This window comes from Agrobacterium larrymoorei (assembly GCF_005145045.1).
GTDB classification, from domain to species: Bacteria; Pseudomonadota; Alphaproteobacteria; order Rhizobiales; family Rhizobiaceae; genus Agrobacterium; species Agrobacterium larrymoorei.
Map to the genome: position 1 here is coordinate 457,204 of NZ_CP039691.1, position 18,190 is coordinate 475,393.

General features: G+C 58.2%; 19 protein-coding genes. 16 read left to right on the forward strand and 3 right to left on the reverse strand.

What is annotated here, in order from left to right:
• Positions 1 to 7: 7 nt before the first annotated feature.
• Positions 8 to 733: a uroporphyrinogen-III synthase gene (locus tag CFBP5473_RS02135; RefSeq protein WP_027673665.1), complete on the reverse strand. Its 726-nt coding sequence runs from the start codon at positions 731 to 733 to the stop codon at positions 8 to 10.
• 2 nt (positions 734 to 735) lie between these two features.
• Positions 736 to 1,665 carry a hydroxymethylbilane synthase gene (gene hemC, locus CFBP5473_RS02140; RefSeq protein ID WP_027673666.1) on the reverse strand — a complete coding sequence of 310 codons (930 nt, stop codon included), beginning with the start codon at positions 1,663 to 1,665 and terminating at the stop codon, positions 736 to 738.
• 72 nt (positions 1,666 to 1,737) lie between these two features.
• Between hemC and tsaD the strand changes: the two genes are divergently transcribed.
• From tsaD to CFBP5473_RS02165, 5 genes are read left to right on the forward strand one after another with little or no spacing between them, the layout of a single operon-like run.
• Positions 1,738 to 2,835 carry a tRNA (adenosine(37)-N6)-threonylcarbamoyltransferase complex transferase subunit TsaD gene (gene tsaD / locus CFBP5473_RS02145; protein WP_027673667.1) on the forward strand — a complete coding sequence of 366 codons (1,098 nt, stop codon included), beginning with the start codon at positions 1,738 to 1,740 and terminating at the stop codon, positions 2,833 to 2,835.
• Positions 2,832 to 3,821, forward strand: a complete 990-nt coding sequence (locus CFBP5473_RS02150) for an NAD(P)H-dependent glycerol-3-phosphate dehydrogenase (protein ID WP_027673668.1) — start codon at positions 2,832 to 2,834, stop codon at positions 3,819 to 3,821. Before tsaD ends, CFBP5473_RS02150 begins: the two co-directional genes overlap by 4 nt.
• A gap of 25 nt (positions 3,822 to 3,846) precedes the next feature.
• Positions 3,847 to 4,140: a YciI-like protein gene (locus CFBP5473_RS02155; RefSeq protein ID WP_027673669.1), complete on the forward strand. Its 294-nt coding sequence runs from the start codon at positions 3,847 to 3,849 to the stop codon at positions 4,138 to 4,140.
• Between the two features lie 5 nt (positions 4,141 to 4,145).
• Positions 4,146 to 4,589: an EVE domain-containing protein gene (locus CFBP5473_RS02160; protein ID WP_027673670.1), complete on the forward strand. Its 444-nt coding sequence runs from the start codon at positions 4,146 to 4,148 to the stop codon at positions 4,587 to 4,589.
• Between the two features lie 60 nt (positions 4,590 to 4,649).
• Complete coding sequence (locus CFBP5473_RS02165; RefSeq protein ID WP_027673671.1) at positions 4,650 to 5,294, forward strand: class I SAM-dependent methyltransferase; 645 nt, start codon at positions 4,650 to 4,652, stop codon at positions 5,292 to 5,294.
• Between the two features lie 12 nt (positions 5,295 to 5,306).
• Here CFBP5473_RS02165 and CFBP5473_RS02170 read toward each other — a convergent pair whose 3' ends face one another.
• A complete protein-coding gene (locus CFBP5473_RS02170) occupies positions 5,307 to 5,675 on the reverse strand; it encodes a hypothetical protein (protein ID WP_027673672.1) in 369 nt (122 codons plus the stop codon).
• 302 nt (positions 5,676 to 5,977) lie between these two features.
• Here CFBP5473_RS02170 and sdhC point away from each other — a divergent pair, with 302 nt between their 5' ends.
• The 11 genes from sdhC (at position 5,978) to CFBP5473_RS02225 (ending at position 18,176) form a co-directional block, all read left to right on the forward strand.
• Entirely contained in the window at positions 5,978 to 6,370 is a 393-nt protein-coding gene (gene sdhC / locus CFBP5473_RS02175) for a succinate dehydrogenase, cytochrome b556 subunit (protein WP_027673673.1), read from the forward strand.
• 12 nt (positions 6,371 to 6,382) lie between these two features.
• Positions 6,383 to 6,763, forward strand: coding sequence for a succinate dehydrogenase, hydrophobic membrane anchor protein (sdhD, locus tag CFBP5473_RS02180; RefSeq protein ID WP_027673674.1), 381 nt, complete (start codon positions 6,383 to 6,385; stop codon positions 6,761 to 6,763).
• Positions 6,764 to 6,769: 6 nt separating this feature from the next.
• Positions 6,770 to 8,611, forward strand: a complete 1,842-nt coding sequence (sdhA, locus tag CFBP5473_RS02185) for a succinate dehydrogenase flavoprotein subunit (protein WP_027673675.1) — start codon at positions 6,770 to 6,772, stop codon at positions 8,609 to 8,611.
• 81 nt (positions 8,612 to 8,692) lie between these two features.
• The gene (locus CFBP5473_RS02190; protein ID WP_027673676.1) at positions 8,693 to 8,998 is read left to right on the forward strand and encodes a virulence factor; all 306 of its coding nucleotides are present in this window, start codon (positions 8,693 to 8,695) and stop codon (positions 8,996 to 8,998) included.
• A gap of 2 nt (positions 8,999 to 9,000) precedes the next feature.
• On the forward strand, positions 9,001 to 9,780 hold the full coding sequence (locus tag CFBP5473_RS02195) for a succinate dehydrogenase iron-sulfur subunit (RefSeq protein WP_027673677.1): 780 nt from the start codon (positions 9,001 to 9,003) through the stop codon (positions 9,778 to 9,780).
• 207 nt (positions 9,781 to 9,987) lie between these two features.
• Positions 9,988 to 10,521: a protease inhibitor Inh/omp19 family protein gene (locus tag CFBP5473_RS02200; RefSeq protein ID WP_027673678.1), complete on the forward strand. Its 534-nt coding sequence runs from the start codon at positions 9,988 to 9,990 to the stop codon at positions 10,519 to 10,521.
• Between the two features lie 48 nt (positions 10,522 to 10,569).
• Positions 10,570 to 11,733: a cell division protein ZapE gene (gene zapE / locus CFBP5473_RS02205; protein ID WP_027673679.1), complete on the forward strand. Its 1,164-nt coding sequence runs from the start codon at positions 10,570 to 10,572 to the stop codon at positions 11,731 to 11,733.
• Between the two features lie 179 nt (positions 11,734 to 11,912).
• Positions 11,913 to 12,875, forward strand: a complete 963-nt coding sequence (gene mdh, locus CFBP5473_RS02210) for a malate dehydrogenase (protein WP_027673680.1) — start codon at positions 11,913 to 11,915, stop codon at positions 12,873 to 12,875.
• 32 nt (positions 12,876 to 12,907) lie between these two features.
• Positions 12,908 to 14,101: an ADP-forming succinate--CoA ligase subunit beta gene (sucC, locus tag CFBP5473_RS02215; protein ID WP_027673681.1), complete on the forward strand. Its 1,194-nt coding sequence runs from the start codon at positions 12,908 to 12,910 to the stop codon at positions 14,099 to 14,101.
• Between the two features lie 17 nt (positions 14,102 to 14,118).
• Positions 14,119 to 15,021, forward strand: a complete 903-nt coding sequence (sucD, locus tag CFBP5473_RS02220) for a succinate--CoA ligase subunit alpha (protein ID WP_027673682.1) — start codon at positions 14,119 to 14,121, stop codon at positions 15,019 to 15,021.
• A 158-nt stretch (positions 15,022 to 15,179) separates the two neighbouring features.
• The gene (locus tag CFBP5473_RS02225) at positions 15,180 to 18,176 is read left to right on the forward strand and encodes a 2-oxoglutarate dehydrogenase E1 component (RefSeq protein WP_027673683.1); all 2,997 of its coding nucleotides are present in this window, start codon (positions 15,180 to 15,182) and stop codon (positions 18,174 to 18,176) included.
• Positions 18,177 to 18,190: the final 14 nt, after the last annotated feature.

The following is an 18,190-nucleotide window of genomic DNA, read 5'->3' on the forward strand; positions in this document are numbered from 1 at the left end:
GACGGAATTAGGTTCCCGCAAGACGGTCCAGAAGTTCGAACATTGCTGCTTCGCTCGGCACCGAGCTGGCGACGGCTTTCTCATGAAACCGTTCGGGCACGGCGGAGAGAACCTTTTCGCTCATGCAGATGAATGCGCTGTGGTGGAGAAAATTGTCGAGAGTCATCGCATTTGTAAGGTCGAAGAAGATTCGCGCTGTCTCTCTGGAATAAAGCAAAACCGCATCGGCTGGTTCTTGCAAAACGGCTTCAACGGCGTCCCTTTTCCATGGCACCGCCTGCATTTCGTAGATTTCGGCAATCTTCATTTCGATATCTATAGACGCCAAGGTTTCCTCGAACCCGCCTTCGCGCGGCCTTCCCGCCAGATAAAGCACTGGTCCTTCCAGCTTCGCTTTCTCTATGAGCTTCGCAAGGGCACGCCCGTCACCTTCGCCGGTGAGGATGTTTTGGAAGCCCATGTCGTTGGCGACGGATGCGGTTGCTGCACCGACGGCAAACAATGGGCGTGGAAATTGATCGGCGAGATCGAGGTCGAATGTCTGCAAGGCGCGCAAGGCCTCGGCACTGGTCACAGCCAGCGCTGCCGGTGGCCGTTGGAATGCGTCCCTTACAGCTTCGCGATGATAGACGGGGTAGGTGAGCGGCAGCATAACCGGATCATATCCGCGCTGGCGCAAATGCGCCGCCGTCTTTTTCCCCGAACGTTCAGGGCGGGTGACGACGACGCGCATGGTCAGGTCCAGCTTTCAAAGAAACCGGGGCCCGCAGCGGCGCGGACTTTTTCGCCAGCCTTGCGTCCGAATGTGTCCGCCTCGGACCGTTTGCCCGAAACCTCCACGCCGTGTTCTATCTGACCATCAGGTGTCAGGATAAGGCCGTGAAAATAAAGCTCATCACCTTCGCAGGTCGCATATCCCGCAATCGGTGTGCGGCATGAACCATCAAGTGCTGCGAGAAACGCGCGTTCGCAGGAAACGGCATCATAGGTCGGCACGTCATTGATGGCGGAGAGGAGATCGTGGACGCGCTCGTCTCCGATACGACATTCTATGCCGATTGCGCCTTGCGCCGGTGCGGGCGGAAATTCGGTCGGGTCCAGAAGCTCGGTCGGCACATCTTCCTTGCTCAGCCGCTTCAATCCGGCGAATGCGAGCAGCGTCGCATCGGCCTGGCCTTCTTCCAGCTTGCGCAGGCGCGTATCGACCAGCCCGCGGAAAATGATGACGTTGATATCTGGACGCAGGCGGCGGATCAGGGCCTGACGGCGCAGAGAGGCGGAGCCGACCGTTGCGCCATGCGGGAGTTCAATGAGGCGCGGCGCGGCTCTGCCAATGAAGGCATCGCGCACATCTTCGCGGGGAAGAAAAGCGGAAAGCTGCAGGCCTTCCGGTAGCTTCGTTGCCATATCCTTGGAAGAGTGAACGGCAAAATCGAGGTCGCCTGAAAGAAGCTGGGCTTCCAGCTCTTCCGTGAACAGGCCTTTCCCGCCGATCTCGGACAGTGGGCGGTCCGTCATGCGGTCGCCTTTGGTGGAAAGCGGCACGATTTCGAACATCTCCGGCGGCAAGCCATGCGCTGCCACCAGCCGGTCGCGCGTTTCGAATGCCTGCGCCAGCGCCAAAGGGCTGCCGCGCGTGCCGATTCGGAAAGGTTTTGTTTGCATCCGTATCTATCCGTTGTTACCGGAGGTGTTCGTACCTAAGTTTCAAAAGCACCGCAATCAACGAACCCGCTGATGACCTCCTTTCTTCGTATTCTCGGCATCGAGACCAGTTGTGACGAAACCGCTGCATCCATTGTGATCAGGCGTGCTGACGGCCGTGGCGAGATCGTCTCCGACGTCGTTTTGTCGCAGCTGGAAGAGCATAGCGCCTATGGCGGTGTCGTGCCGGAAATCGCTGCCCGTGCCCATGTCGAGGCGCTCGATACGCTGATCGATGAGGCGCTGGCGGAAGCTGGCGTGACGCTGAAGGACATCGACGCAGTTGCCGCGACGTCGGGTCCCGGCCTGATCGGCGGGCTGATCGTCGGTCTGATGACGGGCAAGGCGATTGCCAGGGCGGCGAACAAGCCGCTCTATGCCATCAACCACCTTGAAGGCCACGCGCTGACGGCACGGCTGACGGACGGTCTTTCTTTCCCTTATCTCATGCTGCTCGTCTCCGGCGGCCATACGCAGCTGATCCTCGTTCGTGGCGTTGGCCAGTACGAGCGCTGGGGAACGACGATTGACGATGCGCTGGGCGAAGCATTCGACAAGACAGCAAAGCTGCTTGGTCTTCCCTATCCTGGCGGCCCAGCGGTGGAAAAGGCTGCTGCGAACGGCAATCCGGATCGCTTTCCCCTGCCGCGCCCCATGGTGGGTGAGGCGAGGCTCGACTTCTCCTTTTCCGGTCTTAAGACCGCCGTCCGGCAAGCGGCGACCGCCATCGCGCCGCTATCTGAACAGGATATTTCCGACATTTGCGCCTCCTTCCAGAAGGCGGTTTCCCGCACGCTGAGGGATCGCATCGGGCGCGGGCTTCAGCGCTTTACCGAGACTTTCCCGAATGTGGAGGGCGGGTCAGCGCTCGTCGTTGCCGGTGGGGTGGCGGCCAATCAGGAAATCCGCCGCACGCTTCAGGACCTTTGCGACAAGCACAAATTCCGCTTCATCGCCCCGCCGCTCAAGCTCTGCACCGACAATGCGGCGATGATTGCATGGGCGGGGCTAGAGCGCATGGCGGAGGGCATGGAGCCCGATAGTCTCGATACGCAGCCGCGTTCGCGCTGGCCGCTCGATGCGCAGGCGCAGACATTGATCGGCTTCGGCAAGCGGGGAGCGAAGGCATGAGCACGCGCGAAAACGTTGTCGTCATCGGTGCCGGTGCGTTTGGAACGGCGATTGCGGTTGTCGTCGCGCTGGAAAATCGCCACGATGTGACATTGCTCGGGCGCGATCCTGCGCTGATCGCGGATTTGCAGGCGGATGGCGTGCATGATGCTGCGCTTCCCGGCATCGAGCTGCCCGATACGCTGAAATATTCCGCCGACCCTGAGATCCTGCAAAATGCGGGCATCGTCCTTTTCGCCATGCCTTCGCAGGCTCAAGCAGATGCGGCGCGTCACTACGGTCCTTATCTGGCTAAGGATGCCGTAATCGTCACTTGCGCCAAGGGCATCGACCGGTCGTCGGGGCAGCTGCTGACGGATGTTCTTGAAAAAGAACTGCCGCATCATGCGGTTGGCGTTCTCTCCGGTCCCGGTTTCGCCTCGGATATCGCCAAGGGGCTTCCGACCGCCATGGCCATTGCTGCTCGCGATTCTGGAATTGCGGAGCGGCTGGCGCAGACGATTTCCGGCCAGACATTCAGGCTCTATGCTTCGACGGACCGTATCGGCGTTCAACTCGGCGGAGCCTTGAAAAACGTGCTGGCCATCGCGGCGGGTATAGTCGAAGGCGCGGGGCTTGGAGATTCCGCCCGGGCCGCCCTCATTTCGCGCGGGCTTGCGGAAATGTCCCGGCTCGTTGTCGCCATGGGTGGCATGGCGGATACGGTGCGCGGGCTTTCGGGTCTTGGCGATCTCGTCCTTACCGCGACGAGCCATCAGTCGCGCAATCTGCGCTTCGGCATTTCGCTTGGGCAGGGGGGCAATCCCGGTGCCTTTCATGGCGGGCTGGTGGAAGGCGCCTATGCGGCCTCCGTCGCATCCCGTCTGGCGGCGGAGAGGGGCATCGAGATGCCGGTTACGGATGCTGTCGCGGCCATCATCGACGGGCGTCTGGATATTCGCACCGCCATGCAACAATTGATGACACGGCCCATCACCACCGAATAGTGGATGGACACAAGAGGAGACGAAAATGCTGTTTGCCTTCATCTGCAAGGATAAGCCCGGCCATTTGAACGTGCGTATGTACACGCGCCCAGCCCATCTGGAGCATCTCAATAAGCTCAATGCCGAGGGCACGCTGAAGATCGCCGGTCCTTTTCTGGATGCGGATGGCAAGCCGAATGGCAGCCTCGTCATTGTCGAAGCCGCTGATATCGATGCGGCGCGCGCTTTGGCGGATGCCGATCCTTACGCCAAGGCTGGCCTGTTCGAGAGCGTGGATGTGAAGCCTTATAATTGGGTTTTCAACAATCCGGGAGCATGAAGAGCATGGCGAATTATTGGCTTTTCAAATCCGAACCCGACACATGGTCCTGGGAACAGCAGAAGGCCAAGGGCCAAGCTGGCGAGGAATGGACCGGCGTGCGCAACTATCAGGCCCGCAACAATATGCGCGCCATGAAGCTTGGTGATAAAGGTTTCTTCTATCATTCCAACGAAGGTCTCGAAGTCGTCGGCATCGTGGAAGTCTGCGAATTGTCGAAACCGGATTCATCTGCCGAGGGCGATGCGCGCTGGGACTGCGTGCATATTAAGGCCGTCTGCGATGTGCCGAAGCCGGTATCTCTGAAAGCGGTCAAGGCCAATCCGAACCTTTCCGAAATGTCGCTCGTCACCTCCATGCGCCTTTCCGTGCAGCCGGTGACCGAAGAGGAATATTTCGAGGTCTGCCGGATGGCAGAGCTCAAAGATCCGCCACGCTCGTCCGACTAATATCGCTACCTTTCGGGCTTGATTGCAACAGCCTCTACACGTCAACTCGAAAGGCTCTTCTTGAAAACCGATCCCGAAGAATTCATCCGCTCCAATACAAGCGTCATGTCGCCGCCGCATGTGCCGGAAATCCGGCTGCATCTGGCAAGCGAAGCACATGAACTGTGGCTGAAGACGGAAGAGGAACTGGAGGAGATCGGCTTGCCGCCGCCTTTCTGGGCCTTTGCATGGGCAGGCGGGCAGGGGCTTGCGCGCTATATTCTCGATCATCCTGACGAGGTGGCGGGCAAGCGCGTGGTCGATTTTGCCAGTGGGTCAGGGCTCGTCGCAATTGCAGCCTCCATGACCGGTGCTACCGAGGTTCTGGCAGTGGATATCGACCCTTGGGCGAAAAGCGCTATTCTCATGAATGCCGCGATCAACGGCGTCCAGCTCAAGGCCTCTTCTGCAAATATTATCGGCGAAGAGATTGCTGCCGATGTGCTGCTGGCCGGTGACGTGTTTTACGATCGGGATTTCGCCGGGGCACTACTTCCCTGGCTTTCTTCGCTTGCCTCCAAGGGCATCCGCGTTCTGGTCGGAGACCCCGGGCGGGCCTATTTGCCTAAAGCGCAGCTTGAAGCCTGTGCCACCTACCAAGTCCCTGTTACGCGGGCGCTGGAAGACAGTGATGTCAAGAAAACGACCGTCTGGCGTTTTACGTGAGCGAAACGCAGATCACGGTCTGATCACGCTAACGCCTGCCTCGTAAGAACAACTGGCGTCGGCACTGCGCTCATTCACGTGAATGATGCGAGGTCCAACTGCGTCGATCCGCCCCGGCACGGGAAGGTATGCGCCACCACCGTCGGCAGAAAAGTAAATTCCGTTTCGCTTGAAGCGTACCGCGGAAATTCCCCCTGCATAGGTTCCAATCCGGCTCACATAAGAGGACAGGCCATCGCCGCCAACGACCGATTGTTTCGCTTGCCAATGGGGACGCTGTCCATAAGAATGGCTGTGATAGTCACCCGCTTTCGCCGGAATAAAGCCGGAACAAACCGCAGCGAAGACGGTTGTTACGGACAAAAGAACGCGCTTCAACATGAGTTTCTCCCTCTGGATTTTGTCGCTAGGCGTGAAAATCAGTGCGTCGAATTTCTTACGCTTACGTAAGAAATTAATCCTTTTCTTGATTGGAAACGCTTGCTATTTTATTTTCGATCCAAAAAATCACGCAGAAATTTCAAAACACAATCGATTAAATTCAAAACGGCTGCCGATTGTGCTTGTCGTGATGCGCTCGTGCGATTAAAGGTCGCGGTTGGTGCAATGCACATTCTTTCGTCATGTGCGTTGTTTTGGGGGCGCCGGCTTCAGGTCGCGCCAGGAAACGCCGTGAGGTTCATATGGCGAATACGACAAATAATCGGCCGCTGTCGCCGCATCTTCAAATCTACAAGCCGATTCCGACCATGGTGGCATCGATCATCCATCGCGTCACGGGTGGTGCCCTGTATTTCGGCACGCTTCTGGTCGCCTGGTGGCTGATCGCAACGGCGTCCGGCGTCGATGCTTATGCATGGGTCCAGTGGGCCATGGGTACGCTCATCGGCAAGCTCATCCTCGTCGGCTACACCTGGGCACTGGTTCACCACATGCTCGGCGGCCTGCGTCACTTCATGTGGGATCTCGGACACGGCTTCGAGAAGCATTTTACCACAAAGCTCGCCAAGGCATCCTTCGTCGTTTCGATCTGTCTGACCGCGCTGATCTGGGTTGTCGCCCTGATCGTGCGCTGAGGAGATATTATCATGGATATGCGTACACCTCTCGGCAAGGTTCGCGGTCTCGGCTCCGCCAAGGAAGGTACGGAACATTTCTGGCGCCAGCGGCTGACAGCCGTCGCCAATGTTCCGCTTCTGATCTTCTTCGTCGGCTTTCTGGTCATCTATGGCGGCGCACCTTACGAAGTTGTCGTTTCGGCCCTGTCGAACCCGCTGGTCGCAGTCATTATGGGACTGGTCGTCATCTCGGGCCTTATCCATATGAAGCTCGGAATGCAGGTCATCATCGAAGATTACGTGCATGCGGAAGTTCCGAAGCTCGTTCTTCTGATGCTCAATATCTTCTTCGCGGTGGTCGTAGGCGGTCTCTGTCTCTTCGCCGTTCTGAAAATCGCATTCGCAGGATAAACCGTCATGGCATCGATCAGTTCACCTTCTCAGAACGGTAAGGCCTATACCTACGTCGACCACTCCTATGACGTGATCGTCGTGGGCGCTGGCGGCGCAGGCTTGCGCGCAACCCTCGGCATGGCCGAGCAGGGTTTCAAGACCGCCTGCATCACCAAGGTTTTCCCAACCCGTTCGCACACCGTTGCAGCGCAGGGCGGCATTGCCGCTTCGCTCGTCAACATGACGCCCGACTGTTGGCAGTGGCACCTTTACGACACCGTAAAGGGCTCCGACTGGCTGGGCGACGTGGACGCCATGCAGTATCTCGCCATGGAAGCGCCTAAGGCGGTCTATGAGCTTGAGCACTACGGCGTTCCCTTCTCGCGTAATGCCGAAGGCAAGATTTACCAGCGCCCATTCGGCGGCCACATGCAGAATTACGGCGAAGGCCCGCCGGTACAGCGCACCTGCGCTGCTGCCGACCGTACCGGCCACGCCATTCTGCATACGCTTTATGGCCAGTCGCTGCGCAACAATGCCGAATTCTTCATCGAATATTTCGCGCTCGATCTCATCATGTCCGATGACGGTCGCTGCACGGGTGTCGTTGCCTGGAACCTCGATGACGGCAGCATTCACCGTTTCTCCGCCAAGATGGTCGTTCTCGCGACCGGCGGTTATGGCCGCGCCTACTTCTCCGCCACGTCCGCGCATACCTGCACGGGTGATGGCGGCGGCATGGTCGCACGCGCCGGGCTTCCGCTTCAGGACATGGAATTCGTTCAGTTCCACCCGACCGGTATCTACGGCGCTGGCTGCCTGATTACCGAGGGTGCACGCGGTGAAGGCGGTTACCTCGTCAATTCCGAGGGCGAGCGCTTCATGGAGCGTTACGCACCATCGGCCAAGGACCTGGCATCGCGTGACGTCGTGTCCCGCTGCATGACCATGGAAATCCGCGAAGGCCGTGGCGTTGGCAAGAACAAGGACCACATCTTCCTTCACTTGGATCACCTCGATCCGGCTGTTCTGCATGAGCGTCTGCCAGGTATTTCGGAAAGCGCCAAGATTTTCGCAGGCGTCGATGTGACGCGCGAGCCGATCCCGGTTCTGCCGACGGTTCACTACAATATGGGCGGCATTCCGACCAACTATTGGGGTGAAGTGCTGAACGCCGACAGCGAAAATCCGGGCCGCATCTCGCCCGGCCTGATGGCTGTGGGTGAAGCCGGTTGCGCCTCCGTGCACGGTGCAAACCGTCTCGGCTCCAACTCGCTGATCGACCTTGTGGTCTTCGGTCGTGCGGCTGCGATCCGCGCTGCTCAGGTCATCAATCGCGATGAGCCGGTTCCGGCCCTCAACACGGTTGCCTGCGACAAGATCATGGAACGCTTCGACCGTCTGCGCTTTGCCAACGGCAGCACGCCGACGGCGGTGCTGCGTGACAAGATGCAGCGCGCCATGCAGGAAGACGCTGCCGTGTTCCGCACGCAGGAATCGCTGGAAAGCGGTTGCCAGCGTCTGTCTGCCATCTGGAAGGAACTGCCCGATATCAAGGTTACGGACCGCTCCATGGTCTGGAACTCCGATCTGGTCGAAACGCTCGAGCTCGAGAACCTGATGGCCAACGCCATCACCACGGTTTACGGCGCCGAAGCCCGCAAGGAAAGCCGTGGCAGCCATGCGCGTGAGGACTTCACCGAAGGCGCATTTGCCGGTCGTGACGACGTCAACTGGCGCAAGCATACGCTTGCCTGGGTAAGCCCTGAAGGCGACGTAAAGCTCGACTACCGCCCGGTCCACACCGAACTCATTGCCGATGGTATCGATCCCAAAAAGATCGAGCCCAAGGCTCGTGTCTACTGATGTGAGGAACTGTGTTAGATTGGCGGTGGAAAGGATATCGCCATGAACATGATAGGACATAATCGCTCGAGGAGCGGAAGAATGTATGCCGTCGTTTTCGATCTGGATCAGGAAACCCTGAACCAGCTTTATCATGGTAACAATTCCAACAACGCATATGCCGACATTAGGCGCTTCCTGACCGCACGCGGTTTCGAGTGGAAACAAGGACGCACCTATTTCGGCGATCCCGAAATCATCGACGCCGTTAAATGCGTCACAGTGATCCAGAAACTTTCTCGCAAGTACGATTGGTTTCAGCCGTCTGTGAAAGACATTCGAATGCTCCGTATCGAGGAAAACAACGATCTTATGACGGCGATCGCCGACGACGAGGATGAAGACTGATCATGGTTGAACTTGCTCTCCCCAAAAACTCTCAGATGACCGAAGGTAAGGTCTGGCCGAAGCCAGCAGGCGCGAAGAATGTTCGCGAATACCGGGTGTATCGCTGGAACCCTGACGACGGTCAGAACCCGCGTATCGATACTTATTACATCGATGTCGATGATTGCGGCCCGATGGTTCTCGATGCACTTTTGTACATCAAGAACAATATCGACCCGACGCTGACGCTGCGCCGTTCCTGTCGCGAAGGCATTTGCGGTTCCTGCGCGATGAATATCGACGGCACGAACACGCTGGCCTGCACCAAGGGCATGGAAGAGATCAACGGCACGGTGAAGGTCTATCCTCTGCCGCACATGCCTGTGGTGAAGGATCTGGTTCCGGATCTGTCGAACTTCTACGCCCAGCACCGTTCTATCGAGCCATGGCTGAAGACGGTATCTCCGACGCCTGCCAAGGAATGGAAGCAGAGCCATGAAGACCGTCTCAAGCTGGATGGTCTGTATGAGTGCATTCTGTGTGCCTGCTGCTCCACATCCTGTCCGAGCTACTGGTGGAATGGCGACCGCTACCTTGGTCCAGCCGTTCTGCTGCAGGCCTATCGCTGGCTGATCGATAGCCGCGATGAAGCGACGGGTGAGCGTCTCGACAACCTAGAAGACCCCTTCCGCCTTTATCGCTGCCACACGATCATGAACTGCGCACAGGCTTGCCCGAAGGGTCTGAACCCGGCCAAGGCAATTGCCGAAATCAAGAAGATGATGGTCGAGCGGCGCGTTTGATCGTTGCTTGCCAGTCTAGAAGTTGTACAAGCCGCGGCCACAAGTCGCGGCTTGTCTGTAGGGAAGGCAGTACACAAACTTCCATAAAATTCGAGTGAAATGGCAATTATCGTTGCTGTGTCTTGCGTTAGCTAAGGCTTTGGTAATAATTCAGCCGTTTTGTGTAGACACTGTCTTTCCGAAGGCGCAGAGAATCGGGAGCTTGAGATGCAATTCAGATATGTGGTGACAGGCCTTGCGGTCGTTATCGGCCTCGCCGGTTGCCAGCGTACCTCTTATGACTACAGCAGCAACCAGAACAGTGGTCCGGGTTATACGCCTCCTCTGCAGGCTCAGCCTGTACCGTCCGTTCAGTCCGGCAACCTGCCGCCGCCCGGTGGTGCGTCGCAGTTCCCGACGGCACCCGCTGGCAACGCTCCCGGCAGCATGAATGTGGCGTCGGCTGCACCGACGACGGCTCTCGATGTCACCAAGGAATCGATGGTCGGCAACTGGCGCGTTTCCAATGGTGGCGCCAATTGCGACATGTTCCTGACGCTGACCAATCTGGGTAGCGGTTCGCGTGGCGGCACGCGCGGTTGCACGGGCGACCTGACCGCGATGGGCTCTTGGGAAGTCTCCGGCAAGATGGTCCAGTTCAAGAACCGCTCGGGTGATACGATCGGTCGTGTCTACAAGACCTCCGATGCTCGTTATGACGGTACGACCAATAATGGTCAGCCTCTCAGCCTGAGCCGTTGATATTATCGACGTGGGTGCTTTTAGCGCCTGCGTGCGGAGCTTTTCTCCATGCAGCCAGTGCCCGCCTATAATCATAGTGTCGTTGAACAGCTCAACGCATTGACGGCATCTGGCGAGCTGAAGGCGGACGCAGCCCAGCTGGACGTGGCGGCGCATCTGGACAGGATTCTGGCTGACCTGAAGCTGCGCAAACCTGCCAAGAAGAAGAGCGCGCTGGGCTGGATGTTCGCGCGCAAGGCGGCGTCGGCTCCTCCCGTCAAAGGCCTCTATGTTCATGGCAGCGTCGGCCGCGGCAAGACCATGCTGATGGACATGTTCTTTCACATGGCGCCGGTCGAGAAGAAGCGTCGCTGCCATTTTCATGAATTCATGGCCGATGTTCATAATCGGGTCCATGCCCATCGGCAGAAACTCAAGGCCGGGGAAACGAAACAGGCAGACCCCATCCCGCCTGTCGCGGCGCAAATTCTGGCCGAGGCCGAATTGCTGTGCTTCGATGAATTCACCGTAACGGATATTGCCGACGCGATGATCCTTGCGCGGCTGTTTACCGAACTCTTTGCCAATGGCTGCACGCTGGTCACAACATCGAACGTCGTGCCGGACAATCTCTACAAGGACGGCCTCAATCGCGGCCTGTTCCTGCCCTTTGTCGATCTGCTGAAGAAGCATGTCGAGGTGGTTTCTCTCGATAGTCCCATCGATTACCGCATGGAGAAGGTGAAGAGCCTTCCGGTCTATGTGACGCCGCTGGACGGTGCTGCCGATCAGGCCATGGACATGGCTTGGCACCACCTGACTGCCGGGCAGATCGTGGCGCCTACGGAAATCGAGATGAAGGGCCGGTCCATCCTCGTTCCCAAGGCTGCGGGACGCGTGGCGCGATTCACGTTCAGGGACCTTTGCGAAAAGCCTCTGGGCGCTGCAGACTTTCTGGCGATTGCCGACCGCTTCGATACGATCTTCGTCGACCATATCCCATTTCTGAATGCGGACCGTCGCAACGAAACGAAGCGTTTCATCATCCTTATAGATGCGCTTTACGACCACACGGTTCGGCTATTTGCGTCTGCTGCCGCCATGCCGGAGGAGCTTCTGGGAACCCGGAAAGGTACGGAAGGTTTCGAGTTCGATAGAACTGCATCCCGGCTTTTCGAGATGCGCAGCGCGGATTATCTTGCCCTGCACAACGACAAACGGCAGGCTGCTTGACGTTTTGATGACATAATCTCTTACGTTTACGTAAGAATTTTAACATCTAAACGATTGAAAAAACTAGTCATAAAAGAATCTGTTGCCATTTTTAGCCAATAAGTCTAAGCCGAGTGCGACAATTTAAGCCGTGCACGCTCGCGGTGAAATTGATGTTGAAGCGCTAGAGGAAGCATTCGATGGCTCGCAAAAAAATCGCACTTATTGGTTCTGGCATGATCGGTGGCACGTTGGCGCATCTCGCCAGCCTGAAGGAATTGGGCGACATCGTCCTCTTCGATATTGCCGATGGCATTCCACAGGGTAAGGGCCTCGATATCGCCCAGTCCGGCCCAGTCGAAGGCTTCAATGCCAAGCTCACCGGTGCGTCCGACTACGCTGCCATTGAAGGCGCGGACGTCTGCATCGTCACCGCAGGTGTTGCCCGCAAGCCCGGCATGAGCCGCGATGACCTTCTCGGCATCAACCTCAAGGTCATGGAGCAGGTCGGCGCTGGCATCAAGAAATATGCCCCGAACGCTTTCGTCATCTGCATCACCAACCCGCTGGACGCGATGGTCTGGGCTCTGCAGAAGTTCTCCGGCCTGCCAAAGAACAAGGTCGTCGGCATGGCTGGCGTTCTGGATAGCGCCCGTTTCCGTCTGTTCCTGTCCGAAGAATTCAACGTTTCCGTTGAAGACGTCACGGCATTCGTTCTCGGTGGCCACGGCGACACCATGGTTCCGCTGACACGCTACTCCACGGTTGCCGGCATTCCGCTGACCGACCTCGTAAAGCTTGGCTGGGTTTCCGCAGAGCGTCTCGAAGAGATCGTTCAGCGCACCCGTGATGGCGGTGCGGAAATCGTCGGCCTGCTGAAGACCGGTTCTGCGTACTACGCGCCTGCTGCTTCCGCTATCGAGATGGCTGAATCCTACCTGAAGGACAAGAAGCGCGTTCTGCCTGCTGCGGCCTACCTGTCTGGCCAGTACGGCGTCAACGACATGTATGTCGGCGTGCCGACTGTTATCGGTGCAGGCGGCATCGAGCGCATCATCGAAATCGAACTCAACAAGGACGAGGAAGCAGCCTTCCAGAAGTCTGTCGGTGCCGTTGCCGGTCTTTGCGAAGCCTGCGTCAACATCGCGCCTTCGCTGAAGTAATTGCCTTTCTGGCTTTAAACAGGGAATAATCCATGAATATTCATGAATATCAGGCCAAGGCTCTTCTGAAGGGCTTTGGTGCGCCGGTGGCCGAAGGGGTTGCTATCCTCAAGGTCGAAGAAGCCGAAGCTGCTGCTAAGCAGCTTCCTGGCCCGCTCTATGTCGTCAAGAGCCAGATTCATGCTGGTGGTCGCGGCAAGGGCAAGTTCAAGGAACTCGGTCCGGACGCAAAGGGCGGCGTTCGCCTTGCCAAGTCCATCGAAGAAGTCGTGGCTCACGCCAAGGACATGCTCGGCAACACGCTGGTAACGGCGCAGACCGGCGATGCTGGCAAGCAGGTCAACCGTCTCTATATCGAAGATGGCGCAGACATCGCTCGCGAACTCTACTGCTCGCTGCTGGTTGATCGCTCCGTCGGTCAGGTTGCTTTCGTGGTTTCCACCGAAGGCGGCATGGACATCGAAGCTGTTGCGCACGACACGCCTGAGAAGATTCACACTATCGCCATCAACCCGGAAGCCGGTGTCACGGCTGACGACGTTGCCAAGATTTCCGGCGCGCTTGCTCTGGAAGGTGCTGCTGCCGAAGACGCCAAGGCGCTCTTCCCTGCGCTCTACAAGGCCTTCGTTGAGAAGGACATGGCTCTCCTCGAAGTCAACCCGCTGATCGTCATGGAAAATGGCCATCTGCGCGTTCTCGATGCCAAGATGTCCTTCGACGGCAACGCGCTGTTCCGCCATGACGACGTCAAGGCTCTGCGCGACGAGACCGAAGAAGACGCCAAGGAAATCGAAGCCTCCAAGTGGGACCTCGCCTACGTTGCTCTCGATGGCAACATCGGCTGCATGGTCAACGGCGCCGGTCTTGCCATGGCAACGATGGACATCATCAAGCTGTACGGCAAAGAGCCTGCAAACTTCTGCGACGTCGGCGGTGGCGCTGGCAAGGAGAAGGTTGCTGCGGCCTTCAAGATCATCACCGCAGACCCGAAGGTCGAGGGCATCCTCGTCAACATCTTCGGCGGCATCATGAAGTGCGACGTCATCGCTGAAGGCGTTATCGCCGCAGTGAAGGAAGTCGGCTTGCAGGTTCCACTCGTCGTTCGCCTCGAAGGCACCAACGTCGAGCTTGGCAAGAAGCTTCTGAACGAATCTGGCCTTGCGATTACGGCTGCTGACGATCTGGACGACGCAGCCAAGAAGATCGTCGCGGCGATCAACGGCTAATTGAAGGACCGGAAATAATGTCTATTCTCGTCAATAAAGACACGAAGATCCTCGTTCAGGGTCTGACCGGCAAGACCGGTACCTTCCACACCGAACAGGCGCTTGCTTACTACGGCACGCAGATGGTCGGCGGTATTCATCCTTCCAAGGGCGGCACCAACTGGACTGGTTCCAAGGGCGAAGCCCTGCCGATCTTCGCAACCGTTGCTGAAGCCAAGGAAAAGACCGGTGCGGACGCATCCGTGATCTACGTTCCACCGGCTGGTGCCGCAGACGCGATCATCGAAGCGATCGAAGCGGAAATTCCGTTCATCACCTGCATCACCGAAGGTATTCCGGTTGCTGACATGGTTCGCGTCAAGGCTCGCCTCGACCGTTCCAACTCGCGTCTGCTCGGACCGAACTGCCCGGGCATCCTGACACCGGAAGAATGCAAGATCGGCATCATGCCGGGCTCCATCTTCCGCAAGGGTTCTGTCGGTATCGTTTCGCGCTCCGGCACGTTGACCTATGAGGCCGTGTTCCAGACATCCAACGAAGGTCTCGGCCAGACGACGGCTGTCGGCATCGGCGGCGACCCGGTCAAGGGTACTGAGTTCATCGACGTCTTGGAAATGTTCCTCGCAGACGAAGCCACGACTTCGATCATCATGATCGGTGAAATCGGTGGTTCGGCTGAAGAAGATGCAGCCCAGTTCCTGATCGACGAAGCAAAGAAGGGCCGCAAGAAGCCAATGGCTGGCTTCATCGCCGGTCGTACTGCTCCTAAGGGCCGTACCATGGGCCATGCCGGCGCTGTCGTTTCCGGCGGCAAGGGCGACGCAGAGTCCAAGATCGCTGCCATGGAAGCAGCGGGTATCAAGGTTTCGCCCTCCCCGGCACGCCTTGGCAAGACGCTGGTCGAAGTCCTCAAGGGCTGAGACTGAAACCAATAGGGCGTCGGGCAGGGGCCGGTAACGGTAGCCTGCCCGAAGCCGCATGAAGAATATCGATGCTCTGGCATCGCAGACTAAGCGGCAGGCCGTGAATGGCCATCAACGGGATTGAGGAGGCGGACGGTCAAGTCCGCGATAAAACAATGGCAAGGCAAGAAGCCAACGAGCAGTTTCAGGTCACGTCGTTTCTCGACGGCGCGAATGCAGCCTATATCGAGCAGCTCTACGCCCGGTACGAAGAGGATCCATCCTCGGTATCGCCAGAGTGGCAGAGCTTTTTCAAGGCACTGTCCGACAATCCCGAAGATGTAAAGAAGGCCGCCAAGGGCGCCTCCTGGAAGCGCGCCAACTGGCCAATCCCGGCCAATGGCGACCTGATTTCGGCGCTGGACGGCAACTGGGCGACGGTCGAAAAGGCCATCGAGAAGAAGGTTCAGGCCAAGGCCGAAGCCAAGGGCGCCGAGACCGGCAAGGCCGTCAGCGAAGCCGAAGTGTTGCAGGCGACCCGTGACAGCGTTCGCGCCATCATGATGATCCGCGCCTACCGTATGCGCGGCCACCTGCATGCCAAGCTCGATCCGCTTGGCATTGCTAGCCCGGTCGAAGATTATAACGAATTGTCTCCGAAGTCCTATGGCTTCGAAGAGAGCGATTACGACCGCAAGATTTTCATCGATAACGTGCTCGGCCTGGAATATGCCAGCGTGCGCGAGATGATCGACATTCTGGAGCGCACTTACTGCTCCACCATCGGCGTCGAGTTCATGCATATGTCCAGCCCCGAAGAAAAGGGTTGGATTCAGGAGCGCATCGAAGGTCCCGATAAGGGCGTTGCCTTCACTGCCGAAGGCAAGAAGGCCATCCTTTCCAAGCTGGTTGAGGCCGAAGGCTACGAGCAGTTCCTCGACGTTCGCTTCAAGGGCACCAAGCGTTTCGGTCTGGATGGCGGTGAATCGCTCATCCCGGCGCTGGAGCAGATCATCAAGCGTGGCGGTCAGGACGGTCTCGAAGAAGTCGTTCTCGGCATGGCTCACCGCGGTCGCCTCAATGTTCTGACGAACGTCATGGGCAAGCCGCATCGCGCCGTGTTCCACGAATTCAAGGGCGGCTCCTTCAAGCCGGATGACGTCGAAGGTTCCGGTGACGTGAAGTACCACCTCGGCGCTTCTTCCGACCGCGAATTCGATGGCAACAAGGTTCACCTGTCGCTGACGGCAAACCCGTCTCACCTCGAAATCGTCAACCCTGTCGTCATGGGCAAGGCCCGTGCGAAGCAGGACCAGCTGGCGAAGATCTGGGAAGGCGATACCATTCCGCTTTCCGAGCGCGCCAAGGTTCTGCCGCTGCTGCTGCACGGCGATGCCGCATTTGCGGGTCAGGGCGTCGTGGCTGAAATTCTCGGTCTCTCGGGCCTGCGCGGCCACCGCGTTGCCGGTACGATGCACGTCATCATCAACAACCAGATCGGCTTTACGACGAACCCGGGCTTCTCGCGTTCTTCGCCGTACCCATCCGACGTTGCCAAGATGATCGAAGCGCCGATCTTCCACGTCAATGGCGACGATCCGGAAGCCGTGGTCTATGCGGCGAAGATCGCCACCGAATACCGCATGAAGTTCCACAAGCCTGTCGTCATCGACATGTTCTGCTACCGCCGCTTCGGCCATAACGAAGGCGATGAGCCTGCGTTCACGCAGCCGAAGATGTACAAGGTTATTCGCGCTCACAAGACGGTTGCCCGTATCTATGCCGACCGTCTGATTGCCGAAGGCCTGATCAACGAAGGCGAGTTCGAAAAGCTGAAGGCCGATTGGCGCGCCAATCTGGAGCAGGAATTCGAAGCAGGCCAGAGCTACAAGCCCAACAAGGCCGACTGGCTGGACGGCCAGTGGTCGGGTCTTCGCACCGCCGACAATGCCGATGAGCAGCGTCGTGGCAAGACCGGCGTTCCGATGAAGCAGCTGAAGGAAATCGGCAAGAAGCTGTCGACCGTTCCGGAAGGCTTCAATGCGCACCGCACGATCCAGCGTTTCATGGAAAACCGTTCGCAGATGATCGAAACCGGTGAAGGTCTCGACTGGGCGATGGCCGAAGCGCTTGCTTTCGGTTCGCTCGTTGTGGATGGTCACAAGATCCGCCTTTCCGGTCAGGATTGCGAACGCGGCACCTTCTCGCAGCGCCACTCGGTTCTCTACGATCAGGAGACCGAAGAGCGTTACATCCCGCTGGCAAACCTTGCCCCTACGCAGGCACGTTACGAAGTCATCAACTCGATGCTGTCCGAAGAAGCCGTTCTCGGTTTCGAATATGGCTACTCGCTGGCTCGCCCGAATGCGCTGACGCTATGGGAAGCCCAGTTCGGTGACTTCGCCAACGGTGCACAGGTCGTGTTCGACCAGTTCATCTCGTCCGGTGAACGCAAGTGGCTTCGCATGTCCGGCCTCGTCTGCCTTCTGCCGCACGGCTATGAAGGTCAGGGTCCGGAACACTCTTCGGCTCGTCTGGAACGCTGGCTGCAGATGTGTGCGGAGGACAACATGCAGGTTGCCAACTGCACGACGCCTGCCAACTACTTCCACATCCTGCGCCGTCAGGTGAAGCGCGACTTCCGCAAGCCGCTGATCATGATGACGCCTAAGTCCCTGCTGCGCCACAAGCGCGCGACATCTTCGTTGACGGAAATGGCTGGCGAGTCCTCCTTCCACCGTCTGTTGTGGGACGATGCGGAAGTCATCAAGGACGGTCCGATCAAGCTGCAGAAGGATTCGAAGATCCGTCGCGTCGTACTCTGCACCGGCAAGGTCTATTACGACCTGCTGGAAGAGCGCGAAAAGCGTGGCATTGACGATGTTTACCTGCTGCGTATCGAACAGCTTTATCCGTTCCCGGCCAAGGCGCTCATCAACGAGCTGTCCCGCTTCCGCAATGCGGAGATGGTATGGTGCCAGGAAGAGCCCAAGAACATGGGTGCGTGGTCCTTCATCGACCCGTATCTGGAATGGGTTCTGGCGCATATCGACGCCAAGTACCAGAAGGTCCGTTACACGGGCCGTCCGGCTGCCGCCTCTCCGGCGACCGGCCTGATGTCCAAGCATCTGGCGCAGCTTGCTGCGTTCCTCGAAGACGCATTGGGAGAGTGAAAACTCTCCCCCTT